Source organism: Acinetobacter johnsonii, assembly GCF_048551975.1.
GTDB classification, from domain to species: domain Bacteria; phylum Pseudomonadota; class Gammaproteobacteria; order Pseudomonadales; family Moraxellaceae; genus Acinetobacter; species Acinetobacter johnsonii_A.
Map to the genome: position 1 here is coordinate 128,202 of NZ_JBIMCF010000001.1, position 18,298 is coordinate 146,499.

At 43.0% G+C, this 18,298-nt stretch carries 18 protein-coding genes; 12 read left to right on the plus strand and 6 right to left on the minus strand.

All coding sequences use genetic code 11. The features are described 5' to 3' along the window. The first annotated feature begins 105 nt into the window (after positions 1 to 105). Genes ACG9ZB_RS00610 through ACG9ZB_RS00635 form a run of 6 tightly spaced genes read left to right on the plus strand, consistent with a single transcriptional unit; the run spans position 106 to position 9,602 of the window. Positions 106 to 1,899 carry an ABC transporter substrate-binding protein gene (locus ACG9ZB_RS00610; RefSeq protein WP_419323793.1) on the plus strand — a complete coding sequence of 598 codons (1,794 nt, stop codon included), beginning with the start codon at positions 106 to 108 and terminating at the stop codon, positions 1,897 to 1,899. Between the two features lie 13 nt (positions 1,900 to 1,912). Beyond that, positions 1,913 to 3,721, plus strand: a complete 1,809-nt coding sequence (locus tag ACG9ZB_RS00615; protein WP_419323445.1) for an ABC transporter substrate-binding protein — start codon at positions 1,913 to 1,915, stop codon at positions 3,719 to 3,721. Between the two features lie 24 nt (positions 3,722 to 3,745). Next, positions 3,746 to 5,761 (plus strand): M3 family metallopeptidase, encoded by a 2,016-nt coding sequence (locus ACG9ZB_RS00620; protein WP_419323447.1) that lies wholly within the window; start codon positions 3,746 to 3,748, stop codon positions 5,759 to 5,761. An 11-nt stretch (positions 5,762 to 5,772) separates the two neighbouring features. After that, entirely contained in the window at positions 5,773 to 6,711 is a 939-nt protein-coding gene (locus ACG9ZB_RS00625; protein WP_205667666.1) for an ABC transporter permease, read from the plus strand. 7 nt (positions 6,712 to 6,718) lie between these two features. Continuing rightward, positions 6,719 to 7,864 (plus strand): ABC transporter permease, encoded by a 1,146-nt coding sequence (locus tag ACG9ZB_RS00630; RefSeq protein WP_419323449.1) that lies wholly within the window; start codon positions 6,719 to 6,721, stop codon positions 7,862 to 7,864. Positions 7,865 to 7,874: 10 nt separating this feature from the next. Then, positions 7,875 to 9,602 carry an ABC transporter ATP-binding protein gene (locus tag ACG9ZB_RS00635; protein WP_058870160.1) on the plus strand — a complete coding sequence of 576 codons (1,728 nt, stop codon included), beginning with the start codon at positions 7,875 to 7,877 and terminating at the stop codon, positions 9,600 to 9,602. A gap of 156 nt (positions 9,603 to 9,758) precedes the next feature. Here the strand turns inward: ACG9ZB_RS00635 and rluB are convergent, their stop codons facing one another. The 6 genes from rluB to ACG9ZB_RS00665 form a co-directional block, all read right to left on the minus strand. Continuing rightward, positions 9,759 to 10,865 carry a 23S rRNA pseudouridine(2605) synthase RluB gene (gene rluB, locus ACG9ZB_RS00640; RefSeq protein ID WP_081313262.1) on the minus strand — a complete coding sequence of 369 codons (1,107 nt, stop codon included), beginning with the start codon at positions 10,863 to 10,865 and terminating at the stop codon, positions 9,759 to 9,761. Between the two features lie 41 nt (positions 10,866 to 10,906). Continuing rightward, positions 10,907 to 11,494 carry an SMC-Scp complex subunit ScpB gene (gene scpB, locus ACG9ZB_RS00645; RefSeq protein WP_419323451.1) on the minus strand — a complete coding sequence of 196 codons (588 nt, stop codon included), beginning with the start codon at positions 11,492 to 11,494 and terminating at the stop codon, positions 10,907 to 10,909. Beyond that, positions 11,494 to 12,288, minus strand: coding sequence for a segregation and condensation protein A (locus tag ACG9ZB_RS00650; protein ID WP_419323453.1), 795 nt, complete (start codon positions 12,286 to 12,288; stop codon positions 11,494 to 11,496). The genes scpB and ACG9ZB_RS00650 overlap by 1 nt, the downstream gene beginning before the upstream one ends. 447 nt (positions 12,289 to 12,735) lie before the next feature. Beyond that, the gene (locus tag ACG9ZB_RS00655) at positions 12,736 to 12,942 is read right to left on the minus strand and encodes a hypothetical protein (RefSeq protein ID WP_419323455.1); all 207 of its coding nucleotides are present in this window, start codon (positions 12,940 to 12,942) and stop codon (positions 12,736 to 12,738) included. Positions 12,943 to 13,056: 114 nt separating this feature from the next. Next, positions 13,057 to 13,674: an L-threonylcarbamoyladenylate synthase gene (locus tag ACG9ZB_RS00660; protein WP_004695345.1), complete on the minus strand. Its 618-nt coding sequence runs from the start codon at positions 13,672 to 13,674 to the stop codon at positions 13,057 to 13,059. Positions 13,675 to 13,759: 85 nt separating this feature from the next. Further along, positions 13,760 to 14,422, minus strand: coding sequence for an elongation factor P hydroxylase (locus tag ACG9ZB_RS00665; protein ID WP_160362259.1), 663 nt, complete (start codon positions 14,420 to 14,422; stop codon positions 13,760 to 13,762). 97 nt (positions 14,423 to 14,519) lie between these two features. On the opposite strand from ACG9ZB_RS00665, the gene ACG9ZB_RS00670 reads away from it, so the two are divergent. The 6 genes from ACG9ZB_RS00670 to lysM all read left to right on the plus strand — a co-directional run bounded on the left by ACG9ZB_RS00670 (position 14,520) and on the right by lysM (position 18,273). Further along, entirely contained in the window at positions 14,520 to 15,077 is a 558-nt protein-coding gene (locus tag ACG9ZB_RS00670) for a YceD family protein (protein WP_279669738.1), read from the plus strand. Between the two features lie 76 nt (positions 15,078 to 15,153). Further along, on the plus strand, positions 15,154 to 15,336 hold the full coding sequence (gene rpmF, locus ACG9ZB_RS00675; protein ID WP_004279227.1) for a 50S ribosomal protein L32: 183 nt from the start codon (positions 15,154 to 15,156) through the stop codon (positions 15,334 to 15,336). Between the two features lie 176 nt (positions 15,337 to 15,512). After that, positions 15,513 to 16,499, plus strand: a complete 987-nt coding sequence (gene fabD, locus ACG9ZB_RS00680) for an ACP S-malonyltransferase (protein ID WP_419323458.1) — start codon at positions 15,513 to 15,515, stop codon at positions 16,497 to 16,499. Further along, entirely contained in the window at positions 16,496 to 17,230 is a 735-nt protein-coding gene (gene fabG, locus ACG9ZB_RS00685; protein WP_419323460.1) for a 3-oxoacyl-ACP reductase FabG, read from the plus strand. Before fabD ends, fabG begins: the two co-directional genes overlap by 4 nt. An 86-nt stretch (positions 17,231 to 17,316) precedes the next feature. Beyond that, complete coding sequence (gene acpP / locus ACG9ZB_RS00690; RefSeq protein ID WP_004695351.1) at positions 17,317 to 17,553, plus strand: acyl carrier protein; 237 nt, start codon at positions 17,317 to 17,319, stop codon at positions 17,551 to 17,553. 246 nt (positions 17,554 to 17,799) lie between these two features. Continuing rightward, positions 17,800 to 18,273 (plus strand): peptidoglycan-binding protein LysM, encoded by a 474-nt coding sequence (gene lysM, locus ACG9ZB_RS00695; RefSeq protein ID WP_419323462.1) that lies wholly within the window; start codon positions 17,800 to 17,802, stop codon positions 18,271 to 18,273. Positions 18,274 to 18,298: the final 25 nt, after the last annotated feature.

Below are 18,298 nucleotides of genomic sequence, written 5' to 3' on the forward strand. Positions count from 1 at the left end.
AACATGGGTTTATGTTTTAAGTTTTTGTCAGTGTTGTCTGAAAAATAAAACACTGACATTGAACATGGATGGGATGAGATCACCTTGCTTAAAAAAAAGATGTGTATAGGTATGAACTTGAATTCAAAAAAACTGAAGCTTGCTGCTTTATCCCTTGCGATGGGTTTTGGCTTTTCTGCCTATGCAAAGTCGCCTGCAGATCCAAACAAAGTATTAAATATCGCTTATGAAGCGCCTGATGATGGTTTTGATACGGTTAAAACTTATAATTTCTATAGTGGGAGTATTGCCCAAGCCATTTTTGAACCACTTTTAAAATACGATTATTTGGCGCGTCCCGCTCAATTGGTTCCAAACACAGCAGTGTCGATGCCAAAAATAGAACAAGAGGGCAAAGTCTATATCTTTAAAATTCAGCCCAAGATTTATTTTAGCGATGATGCAGCCTTCAAAGGCAAGCCGCGAGAGTTGGTGGCGCAGGATTATATTTATTCCATGATGCGGATTATGGACCCGAAAAACCGCTCACCGACCTATTCATTTATTGAAGGCAAAATTGTCGGTGGCGGTGCTGCTGTTGCTCAGGCCAAGAAAACAGGTCAGTTTAATTACGATGCCGCGATTCCGGGTTTAAAAGCCCTCGATAAATACACACTACAAATCACATTAACCCGTCCTGACTATAATTTCCCGTATATCTTGGCTTATGCCACATTTAGCGGAACAGCGCGGGAAGTGGTGGAGTTTTATGGGGATCGAATCGCGCAGCATCCCGTGGGGACAGGGCCTTATCAACTGAGCAAATATGTACCGCGGAGTCGTATTGAACTGGTGGCCAACCCGAAATATCGTGGTTTTACATGGAACTTTAAATCTACAGGTTCAAGTTGGGACAATCGTCTGGTCAAGGAGATGCAAGGCAAAAAAATGCCGCAAATCGGCAAAGTCAGCGTCAGTATTATTGAAGAAGAACAGTCTCGCTGGCTCGCGTTCAAATCGGGACAACTCGACTTTGACAAACTGACTTCCAATGCGGTACCACAGGCTTTAAATGGCAAGCAACTCAAACCTGAACTGGTCAAGCAGGGTATTCAACATTTTCCCAATAAAGACGCTGAAATCACCTATACCATGTTTAATATGCAAGACCCTACAGTGGGTGGTTTTGGGCTTGAAAAAGTTGCATTAAGACGTGCGATTAGTCTGGCTTATAACCAAGCAGAAGCCATTAAACAACTGTATAAAGGGCAGGCAGTGAAGTCGGAGATGTTGGTGCCTGAGGGGGTACAAGGCTTTAATCCGAATTATCGCAGTAGTGTGGCCTATAACCCACTCTTGGCGAATAAATTACTGGATCGTTTCGGTTATAAAAAGGGAGTAGATGGTTACCGTCGACTACCGAATGGTCAGCCTTTAACGCTCAAGTTTATGACTGAAAACAGTTCCAGTTCCGTGATTCAGTCTGAACTATGGAAGAAAAATTTAGATGCGATTGGTCTGCGTGCCGACTTTGTGGTGAGTAACTTTGCTGACAATTTAAAAGCAGCGATGCAATGTAAATATATGATTTGGGGCGGGGCTTGGATTGCCGATTATCCTGAAGGGGAAAACTTTGCCCAACTGCTGTATGGGCCCAATTCGGCACAGGGTAATCTCAGTTGCTACCAGTCCAAAGCCTATGATGCACTTTATACACAAGCGATGGCTTTACCACCGCCTCAGCGTTTGCCGTTTTATGAAAAACTCAGTCGTCAAATTGAAGCCGATAATCCATGGATTATTCATAACAGTCGCATTCGAAATTGGTTGTTACATCCACAAGTTCAGGGTTTTAAAGCACATCCGATGATGAATACCAATTGGCAATATCTTGATATTCAGCCTATAAAAAATAATTGAGATGTAGAACACAATGAGAGATCTAAATCAGAAATTGAAACGATGGGGTTTGGGAATTTTGGCAGGCAGCATTCTGCTGAGTAGTTCAGTTTCCAGTTTTGCGCAAAGTACTGCCGACCCGAAAAAAGTTTTACGTTATGTTTTTCCTGTGGCTGAAACAGGCTTTGACCCTGCGGGCGTGCATGACTTGTACTCCGCCCATGTTAACGGTTCGATTTTTGAAACGTTGTTTACCTATGATTATTTGGCCTCACCTGCGAAATTGGTACCACGAACAGCTGTGGCTTTACCCGAGGTGAGCGCGGATGGATTGACCTATACCATTCGTTTGCAAAAGGGGATTTATTTTGCTGCAGACCCAGTGTTTAAAGGTAAAAAGCGTGAGCTGACCTCGGCTGATTATGTGTATACCTTTAAGCGTTTACTGGATCCGAGTTTGCATTCACCCAACAGTTGGCTGCTTGATGGGCGAATCTTAGGGATGGAGGCTTTGCTGAAACAAGCGCAGAAAACGGGAAAATTCAATTACGACCAATCTGTCGCTGGTTTACAAACACCAGACCGTTATACCTTGGTTATTCGCCTGACCAGCCCAGATCAGAACTTTCCAATGCTGCTTGCGCATCAGCCTGCAGGTGCAGTTGCACGGGAAGTCATCGAAAAATATCGTGACAAAGCGGGTTTTGTGATGGGGCATCCAATAGGAACTGGGCCGTATATGCTCAGTCGTTGGACACCGGGTTCGCGGATCATTTTAAAGGCCAATCCTGATTTCCGAAGTTTTGTTTGGAACTTTAAAGCCAGTACGCCTGAGGACCAAAAGATCGTTAAAGCCATGCAAGGCAAAAAGATGCCACAAATTGGGGTGATTGATATTCAGGTCATGGAAGAAGGACAATCACGCTGGTTGTCCTTTATTAAAGATGAAGTCGATCTATTTGCTTTGGATGGTGAGTTGACGGTTCAAGCCTTGCAAGATGGAAAACTAAAACCGGAATTGATCAAGAAAGGTGTACAGCTGTCACGGATCACCGATCCCTCTATTGACTATCATTATTGGAACATGCAAAACCCAGTAGTTGGTGGTTTGAGTAAAGATAAAATTGTTCTGCGCCGTGCCATGGCGATGGCGTTTTCAGCCGATAACTACATCAATATTTTACAAAAAGGCGATTCGCAAAAACTGCAAGCACCGATTCCAAGTGGTGTGGTGGGCTATGATCCCAATTATCGAAGCAGTATTCCTTACTCAGTCAAAGCGGCAAATTTATTGTTAGATCGTTATCACTATAAAGTCGCTGCGGATGGTTGGCGTACTCAGCCGAATGGGAAACCTTTGGTGATTGAGATGACGCTTTCGGGCAATAATTTACGCAGTCAACAACAGGCCGAGTTTTGGAAGAAAACCTTGGACAGCATTAAAATCAAAATGACCACCAAGTCGATGCCTTTTGCTGAAGCTTTGAAATTAGAAAAACAATGTAAAACCATGTTTAAAGCATCAGCATGGATTGCAGACTACCCAGATGCAGATAACTTTATGCAGCTGTTTTATGGCAAAAACATCAAGATTACCAACAATGGCTGCGTCAAAATTCCTGAATATGACCGCCTATATGAACAAGCCCAAAAGATGACACCAAGCCCAGAGCGCGATGCAATCTACGCCAAAATGTCGCGTCTGCTAGAGGTGTATATGCCTGTGCAGGTGATTGGTGCGCGTTATCGAAATATCTTGGCACAACCGCGTGTAATTGGTTTTAAAAAGCATCCCATACTGCCAGCAGAGTGGATGTATATCGATATTGATTTGAAGAAATAGAAATTAAACAAAACTGGAGTCATGATGAAAAAGCAACATTTTAAATTCACTGCATTGTGCATGTTGGGCCTAGGGATGAGTCAGATGGCTTTGGCGGAAACAGCACCGCGCCAAACATTACCCAGCTTTCAAGCCAAAGACATCCCTGCACTGTGTAATGCCAAAATTGCGGATGTGAAAAAGCAACTTAAAACGTTTGAAAATAAGCCCCTTAAAAACGAAACGGCAGCAGCACCTGTATTGGCTGAATGGGATCGTATTTTTGCATCATTTGAAGATTTTTACGGCCCGATTGGTCTGTATAGCAATGTTGATCCTGATGAGGCACTGCGTAAAGCGGCTGAAGACTGTGAAATTAAAATTAGCCAATTCCAAACTGATGTTTATCAAAATCCAAAGCTATATCAACAAATTAAAAAAATTAAAATTGCTGATCCAATTGAAGCCAAGTTCCGTGAAGATATTTTGGAAGGTTTTGAAAAAACAGGGATACAGCTTTCAGTAGATAAACAAGCACGCTTAAAAGCGATTTTTGATGAATTGGCAAAAATTGAACAAGAGTATGCACGTAATGTACGTGATAATCCTGAAAAACTCGAATTTAGCCCAGATGAGCTAAAAGGCCTGCCACAAAGTTATATCGATGGCTTAAAGAAAAATGAAAAGGGTAATTATTTACTCGGGTTTGAGTATCCAGATTATCGTCCGTTTATGGAGTTGGCAGATAACGATGACGCACGTAAGCGTTATCAAATTGCATTTACCCGACGTGGTGGCGAGAAAAATTTAGCGCTGCTGAAGCAAGCGATGGACCTACGTTATGAGTTAGCACAACTGTTTGGCAAGTCTAGTTATGCCGAATGGGTACTGCAAAGCCGGATGGCGAAAACGCCTGAAACCGTGAATAAATTCTTGGCAGAGGTACATGCTACCGTAGCACCCCTAGAGAAAAAGGAAGTCCAAACTCTACGTGAGTTTAAAGCACAAAGTTTAAATATCCCTGTTGAGCAAGCCAGTATTGAGCGTTGGAGCGAAGCATATTGGAGTGAAAAATTACGCAAAGCCAAGTATCAGGTCGATCAAGAGCAACTACGTCAGTATTTTCCAACGCAAGCCTCTCAAGACTGGCTATTTTCCATTTCTGAAAACCTGTATGGCATCAAGTTTAAGCCTGCAAAAGTCGAGGTTTGGCAAGATGAAGTGGAATATTATGATGTGACCGATGCCAAAACTGGGCAACTGCTCGGCGGCTTATATATGGATAAATTTCCACGTAAAGGTAAATATGGACATGCTGCTGTGTGGGGTGTGTATGGCGGCAGTAGCTTAACTGGGCGTAAACCGATTTCAGCACTGGTGACTAACTTTAACCGCAATGGTTTAAATAGCGATGAACTTGAAACCTTTGTACATGAGTTTGGTCATGCGCTGCATGGCATTTTATCTAACACACGTTTTTCATCTCAGTCAGGAACTTCAGTTGAGCGGGACTTTGTCGAAGCACCGTCACAAATGTATGAAGAATGGGCGCGACGCAAAGAGACTTTGTCAAAGGTGGCAGACTACTGTAAACCTGACTGCCCACGCGTGGATGATGCGTTGATTACTAAACTCAATGCCGTGCATAGCTATGGGCGTGGTTTACATTATGCACGTCAGACGTTGTATGCACAGTATGACATGGCGCTACATGGTAGTGATGCACAAGAGGTTCAGCCCTTAAAGGTTTGGGAAAAAATGGAAGGGGCAACGGCCTTGGGCTATGTTCCAACCACCGAGTTTCCGGGGCAGTTTGGTCACATCATGGGTGGTTATCAAGTCGGTTATTACGGCTATATGTGGTCAGAAGTGATGGCGTTGGACATGCTTTCAGCCTTTGGTGATAACTTAAATAACCCTGAAGTGGGGCAGCACTATCGTCAAACCATTTTGTCCCAAGGTGCTCAAAAACCTGCCAAAGCATTGGTCAAAGACTTTTTGGGTCGTGAACCTGATAACAAAGCCTTTTTCGATGAAATTACCGGTCAACGGGTGAAATAAGGGGCATTTTTATGCTGGCATATATTATTCGTCGAATTTGGCAAATGATCCCGACCATGCTTGGGGTGGTTTTGCTAATTTTCTTCTTGTTTAACTGGGTCGGTGGTGATCCTGCCTATATTTTGGCAGGGAAAATGTCGAACCCTGAACAGATTGAAAATATCCGACAGCAGCTTGGGGTCGATCAGCCCTATTATGTGCAACTGTGGATTTTTATTAAGCAGATTTTGACATTTGATTACGGGCTGAGTTGGAGTACAGGAGAGTCAGTATCGCAAATCATCATGACACGACTTGGGCCTTCACTGACTTTGCTCATTCCACTGACGATCTTACAAACCATTATTTCTATTATTTTGGCTTTGGCGGTGGCAGCGGTGCGTGGCAGTTTAACAGATCGTATGGTGATGATGCTGTGTACGATTGGCATGTCGATCAGTATCTTGGTGTATATCATTGTTTTTCAGTATGTCTTTGCCTATCAGCTGAGCTGGTTTCCAGTACAAGGCTGGAGCGATAGCTTTAGTGAGAACCTGTTTAAATATGCTTTATTGCCTATTCTGATCATGTTGGTGGTCAGTATTGCCCCGACTTTACGGTTGTATCGTAGTTTTGTTTTGGATGAAGTCAATCAAGACTATGTTCGTACTGCACGTGCCAAAGGGATGGGTGAACGGCGCATTTTAGGCGTGCATGTGCTACGTAATGCCTCAATCCCGATTATTACAGACGTGATGGCAAGTTTACCTGCTTTGCTGATTGGTGCATTTTTGATTGAGCGTTTCTTTGGCATTCCGGGCATTGGTCGTGAAGTAATTATTGCGGTAGAGCGTAGTGATTTTCCTGTGATTAAAGCCATTACTGTGTACGTTGCTCTCGCAACGATGTTTTTCAACTTGATTGCCGATTTGATTTATAAATGGGTCGATCCACGCGTACAGTTGAAGTAGGTGAATTATGCTCAGTGTTCTCACTAAAAGAAAACCAGATACTGCTGAACCTACAACAGCGTCTACAGGACTATGGCAACTCGCCATACGCCGCTTAAAACGCGATCGAATCGCCATGTTTTCTCTCCTAATCGTACTGTTTTATTTTGTGCTGTTAATTTTGTCATCTACAGGATTGATTGCAAAAAACTGGAATAAAGAAGTCGCTGTGAGTTATGCACCGCCTACGTTTATCGGTGCAACAGCGATACCTGCTACGCAAAGTGAAACAAGAAAAGTTGAAGCGGCTGTGCCTGAGAACCCTGTTGATCCTTTAAACGATGTGATTCGTGAGCTCAACGCAGAAATTGCTGCTGAACAGGGTGTAGGTGGTGCTATTGATTACTATGGGGTTGTTGATCCTTTAGCCGAAGATATGAGAGCGATTGACCAAGCGCTGGATGGGCATTTACTAGATCAACAAGCGGAACTCAAGCAAAGCCTGATTTTAGGTGCCGACAAATGGGGACAAAGTGTTTTACTGAAAACTATTAAAGGTGCAGAAACATCAATTATTGTTGGCTTGGTCGCAGCTTTTCTTGCCGTGGTGATTGGCACGGTTTTAGGTGCCATTTCGGGCTACTTTGGTGGCTGGGTCGATGATGTCTTGAACTGGTTTTATAACATTTTTACCTCAATTCCTTATTTGCTTTTGGTGCTAGCGATTGCTGCTGTACTGCAACAAAAAGGTATTTTATCGATTGTTTTGATTTTGGGTTTAACGGGGTGGACGGGTGTATATCGTTTAATTCGTGCCGAATATATGAAGCATACTTCGCGGGAATATGTGCTGGCGGCAAAAGCAATTGGGGTGAGTCATGGCCGGCGTATCTTTGTGCATATATTTCCCAATGTCAGTCATATCGCACTGGTTCAAATGTCAATTTTAGTGGTGGCCTTTATTAAATCAGAGGTGATTTTGAGCTTCTTAGGTTTTGGTGTCCCTGTCGGTGTGGTGTCATGGGGCAGTATGCTGAATGAGGCGCAAAGTGAGTTGATTTTAGGTAAGTGGTGGCAGTTAGCGGCTGCTTCGGTAGCGATGGCTGTTCTGGTCACTGCATTTTCAATGTTTACCGATGCACTGCGTGATGCATTAGACCCAAAACTGAAATAGGAGCATGAGAATGTCTGAACTTAATCATATGACAGCGCCAGCCTTACTTCAGGTGGAAAACTTGCGTATTAGTTTTAAAAATGAAGAAAAGCAGTACATTGAAACGGTCAAAGGCATCAGTTTTAGTATTCCAGTGAATACCACTGTGGCCTTGGTTGGGGAGTCAGGGAGTGGGAAGTCGGTCACATCGCTAGCCACCATGGGGCTGTTACCTACTGAAAGCAGTCAAATTGCTTCGGACAGTAAAATTTTGTTTGAGGGGAAAAACCTACTCGATTTACCACGCCGTGAAATGCGGAAAAAGTGTGGTAAAGATATTGCCATGATTTTTCAGGAACCGATGTCATCCTTAAACCCTGTGTTTACGGTAGGTTCACAAATTGCAGAAATTTTGCAGTTACATTTGGGTATGAGTCGTAAGCAGGCGCGTGCACGTGCTTTGGAACTCTTGATAGAAGTTGGGATTCCATCTCCTGAAACCAAGATTGATGCTTATCCGGGGCAGTTGTCGGGTGGTCAGCAGCAGCGCGTCATGATTGCTATGGCAATTGCGTGTAAGCCAAAACTATTGATTGCCGATGAACCGACGACAGCGTTGGATGTCACTATTCAAAAGCAAATTTTAAATTTGTTGGAGTCTTTGCGGAAGAAGCATCAAATGTCGATGCTGTTTATTACCCATGATTTGGCTTTGGTCGGGGAAATTGCCGATCAGGTAATCGTAATGCGGCATGGTCAAATTCGTGAACAAGGTAGGGTTAAAGATGTGCTTGAACGCCCTCAAGATGTCTATACCAAAGCGTTGTTACACTGCCGTCCACAACTGTCCAAACGTCCCCTGCGTTTGCCGATGATCAGTGATTTCATGCAGCAAAAGGGTGATGACTATATTGAGATGCATACTATCGATGTCGAGTCACTTCAACAAAGATCTCGCGGTTTAACTGGCCAAGAAGAGATTATTTTAGATGTACGTGATCTTAAAAAGTCATTTTATAGTCGTAAAGGATTGTTCGGTAAGGATGAATTTCAAGCGGTCAAAGGTGTTACTTTTCAGTTAGCAAAAGGCAAGACTTTAGGCTTAGTGGGGGAGTCTGGTTCGGGGAAAACCACGATTGGGTTGTTACTCATGCGGTTACAGGAGGCAACAGGTGGTAAAGCTTTGTTTCAAGGACGCGATTTGCTGTCGATGACAGAAAAAGAGTTTGCTCAGTATCAACGCAAGATTCAAATTATTTTCCAAAATCCCTATGCATCACTGAATCCACGCTTTACTGTTGGGCAGATTTTGATGGAACCAATGCAGGTACATGGGATCGGGGCGGATGATATTGAACGCAAACAAATGGCGTTGGATCTGTTGGAGCGCGTGAGTTTACCTGTACAGGCATTTTATCGTTATCCGCATGAGTTTTCTGGTGGGCAACGTCAGCGTATTGCAATCGCGCGTTGCCTAACTTTAAAACCTGAAATTCTGATTTGTGATGAGTCGGTATCAGCATTGGATGTTTCGGTACAAGCCCAAGTACTGAATTTGCTGCAAGACTTACAGGATGAATTTGGACTGAGTTATATCTTTATTTCACATGACTTGTCTGTAGTGAAATATATTTCAGATCAAATCATGGTGATGAATCATGGTGATTTGGTGGAAATAGCCAATTCAGATGAGGTGTACCAGTCACCGCAGCACGAATATACCAAGCGCTTGCTTAGTGCTATCCCGCAGGGAGTGTAGTGAAGAGGGAGTGGGATAATGAAACGCTCAATAAATTGGGCGTTTTTATGAGGGTTTACATCTTCTTCGCACTTCGGAACACAAAGTGATCTTATTGCACCGTAAACACATATAAAAAGAGCCACTCGAAAGTGGCTCAAATTTTGACTTTAGAAATTAAAATTTCTTAAAGCTTTTATTTCCAAAAGGTTTACGAGGTGCATTTTCGTCACGTGTATCACGCTGACCATAGGTGCCTTTGTTGCCAAAGTTGTCTGGACGACTGTCGCGCTGTGCATAGCCTGAGTTTTGACGTAGTTCACGTTGACCATAAGCAGCTTGCGTATTGTCTTGACGGCGCTGGCTGTGACCATTTGGATTTTCACGGCGATCACGGTTGAAGGCAGGCTTCGCTTGTTGTTGGCCTTCATCTTCATTGTCACGGCGCTGCTGACGTAAGAAGCCACCACGACGTGCAGCCATTGGTTTTTCTTGCATACGTTCAGTACGACGTTTTGCCATGCCGTACAAACCTGTGCCTTGACGTGGTTTTAGCTCAACCGCTTTGGTTAAGTTATCGATGTCGTTTTTGTCCAATTCCATCCAACGACCCGTACGTAGTTCGCGTGGTAAAATAACCGTGCCATAACGTGTACGGAGTAGACGGCTGACTTTTAAACCTTGCGATTCAAAAATACGACGTACTTCGCGGTTACGACCTTCTTTTACCACCACTTGATACCAGCGGTTAATCCCTTCACCGCCAATTTCAGAGAAGGACTCAAACTTCGCTGGGCCATCATCTAACACCACACCTTTGAGCATGTTGTTCTTAATTTGCGGAGTCACTTCACCCATAACACGTACAGCATACTCACGTTCAACTTCATTTGATGGGTGCATCAAGCGATTCGCGAGTTCGCCATCATTCGTGAACAACAGTAGACCTGTTGAGTTAATATCCAGACGACCCACCATCACCCAGCGATCATTCGCGATTGCAGGTAATTGATCAAATACTGTTGGACGTGACTCAGGGTCATTGCGTGAACAAATTTCGCCCTCTGGTTTATAGTAAATCAGAACACGACGACGAATTTCATCTTCAATTTGGAACGATACTTTACGACCATCGATGCGAAGCTCATCACCTGGTTCAATACGTTCGCCTACTTGGGCAACTTGGCCGTTGACACTCACACGACCAGCGGCAATGACTTCTTCCATATAACGGCGAGAACCCAAACCAACTCGTGCAAGTACCTTTTGCAACTTTTCACTCATGACAGCATAACCTTAGAAATTATCATCAACAGTTCACCTATTTACGACTTCGGTGCATTCACATCGAGCGCCATAAAAGCTTCCTTGGCATCCTGCAGGGGAGGCAACTGACCTAAAGAATTTAGACCAAATGCATTTAAAAATTGGGGCGTCGTAACTAACAACGCAGGTCTTCCTGGGAGTTCACGAAAACCAGATTCTTTAATCCAGTTCCAATCAAATAACGTGCGTAAGAGTTGACTGTTATTTGAGACTCCTCGAATTTGTTCTATATCTGCTCGAGTGACGGGTTGATGATAAGCAACCACGGCCAACATTTCGAGTAGCGATGGCGAAAGGCGAGTTGGTCGCTCTGGCCACGTTTGTGCAACGATTTGACGGTATTTTGCTCGAACTTGAAAACGAAAACCTTGAGCAGTTTCAATCAGTTCAATCGAACGACCATGTTGTAGCATGGCAAGTTGTTGTAAAAACTGGCGTAAATCTTGTTTGCTATATTGATTTTGGAACGATTCTTTCAATCGTGCAAGTGAAACAGGCGCATCACTGGTAAAAATAATCGCTTCTAACTGCATCAGTACTTCATGCAAGTTATCTTCGTTCGTTACAGGAGCGGTTTGTTCTAACATTATTTTTTGACTCCTTGTATCGAAAGCGGTGCTTCAACACCTGAACTCACAATTTGAATACGTTGCTGACGAGTTAACTCTAAAATGGCCATAAACGTCACGACCATGCCCATACGTCCTTGAATGGGACGCAGCAAAGATTCAAAAACTAAAACTTCACCTGAAGCGATTTTGCTTTCAATAAAAGCCATGCGCTCTTCAAGTAAAACCGGTTCTTGTGTAATTTGATGGGTGATCGGCTCAGGTCTGTTAAACACGCAGAACAATGCATCACGCAGCTGTTGCACATCATGACCATCATTATTATCCAGAGTTTGGCCTAAGCTGACATTGGTTGAGAATGTGTCTCGCTCTAATATAGGCATTTGCCCCAAGCGTTCAGCCGCTTGTTTAATCCGTAGATAAGTTTCTAAACGGTCAATCAGCTCTTGTTTTGGGTCTTTTTCAATTTGGATTGCATTGGGTGCTTTTGGCAATAGCAAACGTGACTTTAAATCAGCCAATAGCGCGGCCATCACCATATAGTCTGCTGTCAGCTCAATGTTCAGCGACTTCATGGCATCCATATAAGACAGGTATTGCGCTGCAATCGGGGCAATATCTAACTGTAATAAGTCAAAGCCATTTTTTTGAATCAGGTAAATCAGAAAGTCGAGTGGTCCTTCAAAATGCTCTAAAAGAATTTCAAATGCAGCGGGAGGAATATATAAATCCTCGGGGATGGAGTCATGCCACTCATCCATAACACGGATTTGTGGAAGATCTTCCATGGCATTATGGACGGATTGATTCATTACAGTTATTGGCCACGCGAATTTTCAAAGGCATGATTATGTTTTTTCGAATCAGTACTTAGGAGAAAAAGTAGAGGTGATTTAAAAATACATAATTTTAATAGGGCTTAGTGTAAAACAAATTGCGGTGTGAATACATGATTTCACCGACCAAATAACAAAAAAAGCTGTAAATAAATAGAGAGTATTTATTTGTGTGATGCCTTTTATCCACTGATGTCGTAGCTAAATTTGCAGATATGGGGTGGGTTTGAGAGAACTTGGCACACTTAGGGCATAGTCCTGTAGTTTGCAAAATAATCAATTTGCTACAGATAGGTAGATGGGTGATACAGATTTATTGAGATTAGAGTAGTGATGGACAACGCTTTAATTTTATAAATGGTTTGAAAGAGGGAAGAGAGTAGCTGAGCTCAAGTTAATGTCAGTTGACGCCAAAGAAAAGATTTACTCAGGTGCTTGTAGCGCAAATTCAATGATGCGCTGACAGCTGTCTTGTAGGCAGAGATTTTTAGGTTCAAGATATTTAAAGTATTGTTGGATGGTCGAGATCGTCAGGAAATAGCTGTACAGATTGTCTTTCTGTATATTGCAGTTGATTGAGCTATGGCGTTGCACCAAGGTCTCGGACTCAAGCGTCCAAGGACGCTGCACATATAAACTATGTTGCTCGGAAAATTGATCCAGATTGAGCAAAACTATAAACAGGGTTATGTTGATCTCTTGAAAATGTGAGATTCAGTTTCCCTAGCGAATAAATGCAGCGCATCACTCAAATGCGCTGACATCGCCAAGCCCACGGCGAATCACTTCAGGGTGATCACCTGATAAGTCGACAATACTGGTGGTGCTCAAGGTGCCCAGCCCGCTGTCGATAAACACATCAATTCGTTTTGATAGTTGCATTTCAATGTCATAGGGGTCATCCAGTGGTTCTTCCTGATTCGGCAGGATTAAGGTGCTGGTTAGTAGCGGCTCGCCTAACTCTTTGAGTAACATTTGGCACACTGGATTACTTGGAATACGTAAACCAATGGTTTTTTTCTTAGGATGCATCAAGCGTTTAGGCACTTCACTGGTTGCAGGCAAAATGAACGTGGTCACGGCTGGTGTGTTGTTTTTCAGTAAACGATACATGGCATTGTCCACTTTGGCGTAAGTAGCAATATCGGAAAGATCTGCACAAATGATGGCATATTGATGTTTGGCCCCAAGGCCGCGAATTTGAGCAATCCGCTCCATGGCATTTTTATTCCCAATCTGGCAGCCAATAGCATAAGCGGCATCGGTCGGATACACCACCACATCGCCTGCGCGAATCCGTTCTACTGCTTGGCTGATTGAGCGTGCTTGAGGGTTATCAGGATGGACTCTTAAGTGAAGCATCGTTTTTATCTCCTGATGATTTTTTCAACATTATCGCGCTTTATCTTGGTGATGTTCAATAACCAAAATGTGAATTGTGCTAAATTTAGTCGAGCATTTCTCTTTGAAATTCATTGCTCTGTAATGTTTTGCCAGCACGGGTACATAAGCAAATACAGTGAATGAAGTGTTTCGCATCGCGCGGTAATTGGGCTTGTCCTGAAAAATAAGCCTGAACTTGAGCGAAAACATGGTCTTTAAACCGTTTTCCGTCACCACCTTCACCAGTCAGATTGTCTAAGGAAACACGGAACTTCCGACCAAAAGCTGTGGCAAATAACCATTCAATGGCTTGCGGTTTAATTTCAACCTGTTCAAATAAAGCTTGTTGCTCAGCCGTACGACCATCGGGTGCATACCAGTAGCCTAAGTCGGGGAGTAGACGGCGTTTATCTCCTGCAATGCTCCAATGGCTGATTTCATGTAAGGCACTATTAAAAAAACCATGGGCAAATTGGATACGAGCAGGAGTGCTGTCTATTGAGGGAAAATATTCAGGTTCAAAGTCACCTTTAACCAAGTTGACATTCAGGTGGGAAAACCAATGATTAAAGTGTAAGATGAGCCAATCAACTTGTTCTGCTTCTGTACACAAATTCTCCCACGTCGAGAGTTGCACTTGGCGGTTTGAAATGTCAGAATCGACAGTTGAAATTGTGCTCACAAGTGATGAATTACTCACTTCTGTTTGCGGCTGCAACAGATGCATGACTTAAGTTACCCAAATGGTCTGTCTAAATAAGTACAAAATTGTATCTTAATCTTTGACAGAGTACTGATGAATTTGTAGAATTGCCGCCTTAATTATGTCAGCAAATACCTTTCCGGCACAGATTGAGCCGTTTAAATGGGCCGAACAAGGCTTTACATGGTCAGGAACACTGCCATTGTCTCGCTTTGCTCGTATAGCCCGTGAAGCTGTTGGATCAATTGATGATCAATTGATTAACATAGACTGTAAGCTATCAATGGATGCGTATCATCGTATTGTATGGCTAGATGGTCACGTTGAAACACAAGTCCCAATGGAATGCCAGCGTTGTTTAGACGTGGTTAACATTGAACTGGTTTCAGATTTTCATCTAGCTCTAGTGGATGATGAGTCACTGATAGAGCGCTTGGATGAGGATGCTGATTTCATCGTCTTAGGTGAAAGTGAAGCAACGACGAAAGGTAGCTATGATGCGCCTGCGACGGCTGATTTACTGTCTCTGATAGAAGATGAATTGTTATTGTTGATGCCTTTGTCTCCCAAGCATGACGCTTGTGAACATAAGCACCAACCTGCCATTGAAGAACTTGTTGAAGAAAAGCGGGATAATCCGTTTGATGTTTTGGCAAGTTTGAAGGGTAAACTTAACTAATTTTTGTGTTATACTCTTCCGTATAAGACAACTGAATTTGTTCTGATCCATATTTTTCGATTTGTAAGGAGCCATCATGGCCGTTCAGCAAAACCGTAAAAGTCGCTCTCGCCGTGACATGCGCCGTTCACATGACGCTTTAACCGAGAATGCATTAACTGTAGACCAAGCTACTGGCGAGACTCACCGTCGTCACCATGTATCTAAAGATGGTATCTACCGTGGTCGTCAATTATTCGCTAAAGCATCTGCTGAATAATTGTCGAAGCATTAAGCTTAAAGCTTAGTCGAAAAAAGGGGAGCGTAAAGCTCCCTTTTTTTGTTGTCGAATTTTTATCGCTGCTGTTTTTGTTGTATTTGGCAATTACATCGACCTAAATTAAGTGTTAAATTTTCGCTCCATAAACGAGAGCAAAGACAAGAAAGGACTTTTTTATGTCTGCGAAACAACTTGATCAAGTCGCTCAGGCAACAAAAACAGCTTTTGTATTTCCCGGTCAGGGTTCACAAAAGGTTGGCATGTTGGCTGAATTGGCAGAACAATTTGCCAGTGTTGAAGCAACATTTGCAGAAGCCTCTAAAGCGGTTGGATTCGATTTGTGGCACATTGCACAATCTGGTGAAGGTTTAGACCAAACTGAATTTACCCAACCTGTATTGTTAACTGCCAGCATTGCTTTGTGGCGTATATGGTTAGAACTTGGTGGTGTTGCACCAAAGTATTTGGCGGGACACTCACTTGGTGAATACAGTGCGTTGGTTGCAGCAGGAAGCCTAAGCTTAGGCGATGCAGTCAAGCTGGTAAACTTGCGTGGCAAGTTAATGCAAAGTGCTGTACCTCAAGGTAAAGGCGCAATGGCAGCCATCTTAGGTTTAGATGATGCGCAAGTTGTTGCTTTATGCCAACAAGTTTCGAGTCAAGCTGAAGGTTCAGTTGAAGCAGCTAACTACAATGCTCAAGGTCAAGTGGTGATTGCTGGTGAAAAAGCAGCAGTTGAAGCAGTCATGGTTTTAGCCAAAGAAAACAGCGGCAAAGCGATTGCACTCCCAGTTTCTGTTCCATCGCATTGTTCATTGATGAAGCCTGCTGCAGAACAGTTTGCACAAGCTTTGGAACAAACTGCCATTGAGCTGCCTAGCATACCTGTAATACAAAATGTGGGCGCGGAAATTGCTACAGATGTAGCACAAGTCCGCCAAGCACTTACCGCTCAGTTATATGAGTCTGTACAATGGACCAAAACAATGCAGTTTATTCAGGATCAAGGGATCCAATATGTTTCTGAGTGTGGTCCAGGTAATGTCTTGGCAAACTTGGCGAAACGTTTACCAAATATCGAAAAAGCTTTTCCACTTGATAGCAAATCACGTATGGAAGATGCACTCAATGCCATTTTAGTGGCTGAAGGAAAAATTGTATGACACAGGAAGGCAAAATTGCACTCGTGACAGGTGCAAGTCGAGGGATTGGTGCTGCCATCGCTCAGCAACTTATTCAAGACGGTTATTTTGTTGTGGGTACTGCGACATCTGAGTCAGGTGCAGAAAAACTTGCTGCAAGCTTCGGTGAACACGGTGCAGGTAAAGTGCTCGATGTTCGTGATGGTGCTGCCATTGATGCGCTTGTCACTGATATTGAACAAAACTATGGCCCTGTGTTGGTTTTGGTGAACAATGCTGGGATTACCAAAGATAATTTGTTACTTCGTATGTCAGAAGATGACTGGGATGACATTTTAAATATTCATTTAAAAGCAGTTTACCGTTTGTCGAAACGCGTTTTAAAAGGTATGACCAAAGCGCGTTTTGGACGAATTATTAATATTAGTTCTGTGGTTGCGCATTTTGCCAACCCAGGTCAGGCCAACTATTCAGCAGCGAAAGCTGGTATTGAAGCATTTAGCCGTAGCCTTGCAAAAGAAATGGGCAGCCGTCAAATCACTGTAAACTCGGTGGCGCCTGGTTTTATTGCAACAGAAATGACTGAGCAATTAAGCGAAGACATCCGTAAAAAAATGAGCGATCAAGTGGCCTTGAACCGTTTAGGTGATCCACAAGATATTGCCAATGCGGTGAGCTTTTTGGCATCGGACAAAGCAAATTACATTACTGGTACGGTAATGCATGTAAATGGTGGTCTATACATGAGCTAATTGGCTGATGGATAAACTTTCAAAATTTTAAAGATTCAATTAAACTAACGGCATTAAAAACGCCACAAGCAATGAGGAGAATTCCTGTGAGCGATATCGAACAACGCATCAAGCAAGCAGTTGCAGAACAACTTGGTCTTAAGGCTGAAGAAATCAAAAACGAAGCATCTTTCATGGATGACTTAGGTGCTGACTCTTTAGACCTTGTTGAGCTTGTTATGTCTTTCGAAAACGACTTTGACATCACAATCCCAGATGAAGATTCTAACGAAATCACAACTGTACAATCTGCGATTGACTACGTTTCTAAGAAACTAGGTTAATCCATATTGTTTCAGCTTTGCTGAATGGAAAGGCCACCCACTTGGGTGGCTTTTTTATGCCTTTCAAAAAATGCAAAGTGCCTAACTCACCTTTAAAATCTAATATTTACTGGGCTAACTTACAAAGCTTTACCTTAACAGGACTTTTCGCTACCAAATCTGTTGTCTTTTTGGGGTATAAAAAAGGGTGTCTCATTTTTGAGCATTCACTATAACAACACTGATATAACAAGATGGAGCATACACATGGGTCTTTTTGATTTTGTTAAAGGCATTGGTAAGAAAAACACAGCAGCAGCTGAGCCTCAAGCCGCACCAAGCACACCAGCAGAGCCATCTGCTCAAGAAATTGCCAACAAGTTATTAGGTCATATCAAAGCATTGGGCTTACCTGTGACGGGACTTTCAGTTAGCTATAACTCAACTACGGATTTGGCGACCGTGAAAGGGCAAGTTCAGAGTCAAGCTGATAAAGAAAAGATTGTTTTAGCTGTTGGTAATATTGACCACGTTGCACAAGTCGATGATCAACTCACCGTTGCAACCCCAGAACCAGAAAGTAAGTTCTATACAGTAAAATCAGGCGATACCTTATCTAAAATTTCTAAAGAGTTTTATGGGGATGCCAACCAGTACAATAAAATTTTTGAGGCCAACCGTCCGCTATTGAAAGATGCAGATGATATTTTCCCAGGCCAAGTCCTACGTATTCCTGCTTAAGTTAAAAGGTTGAAGAAAAGGCGCA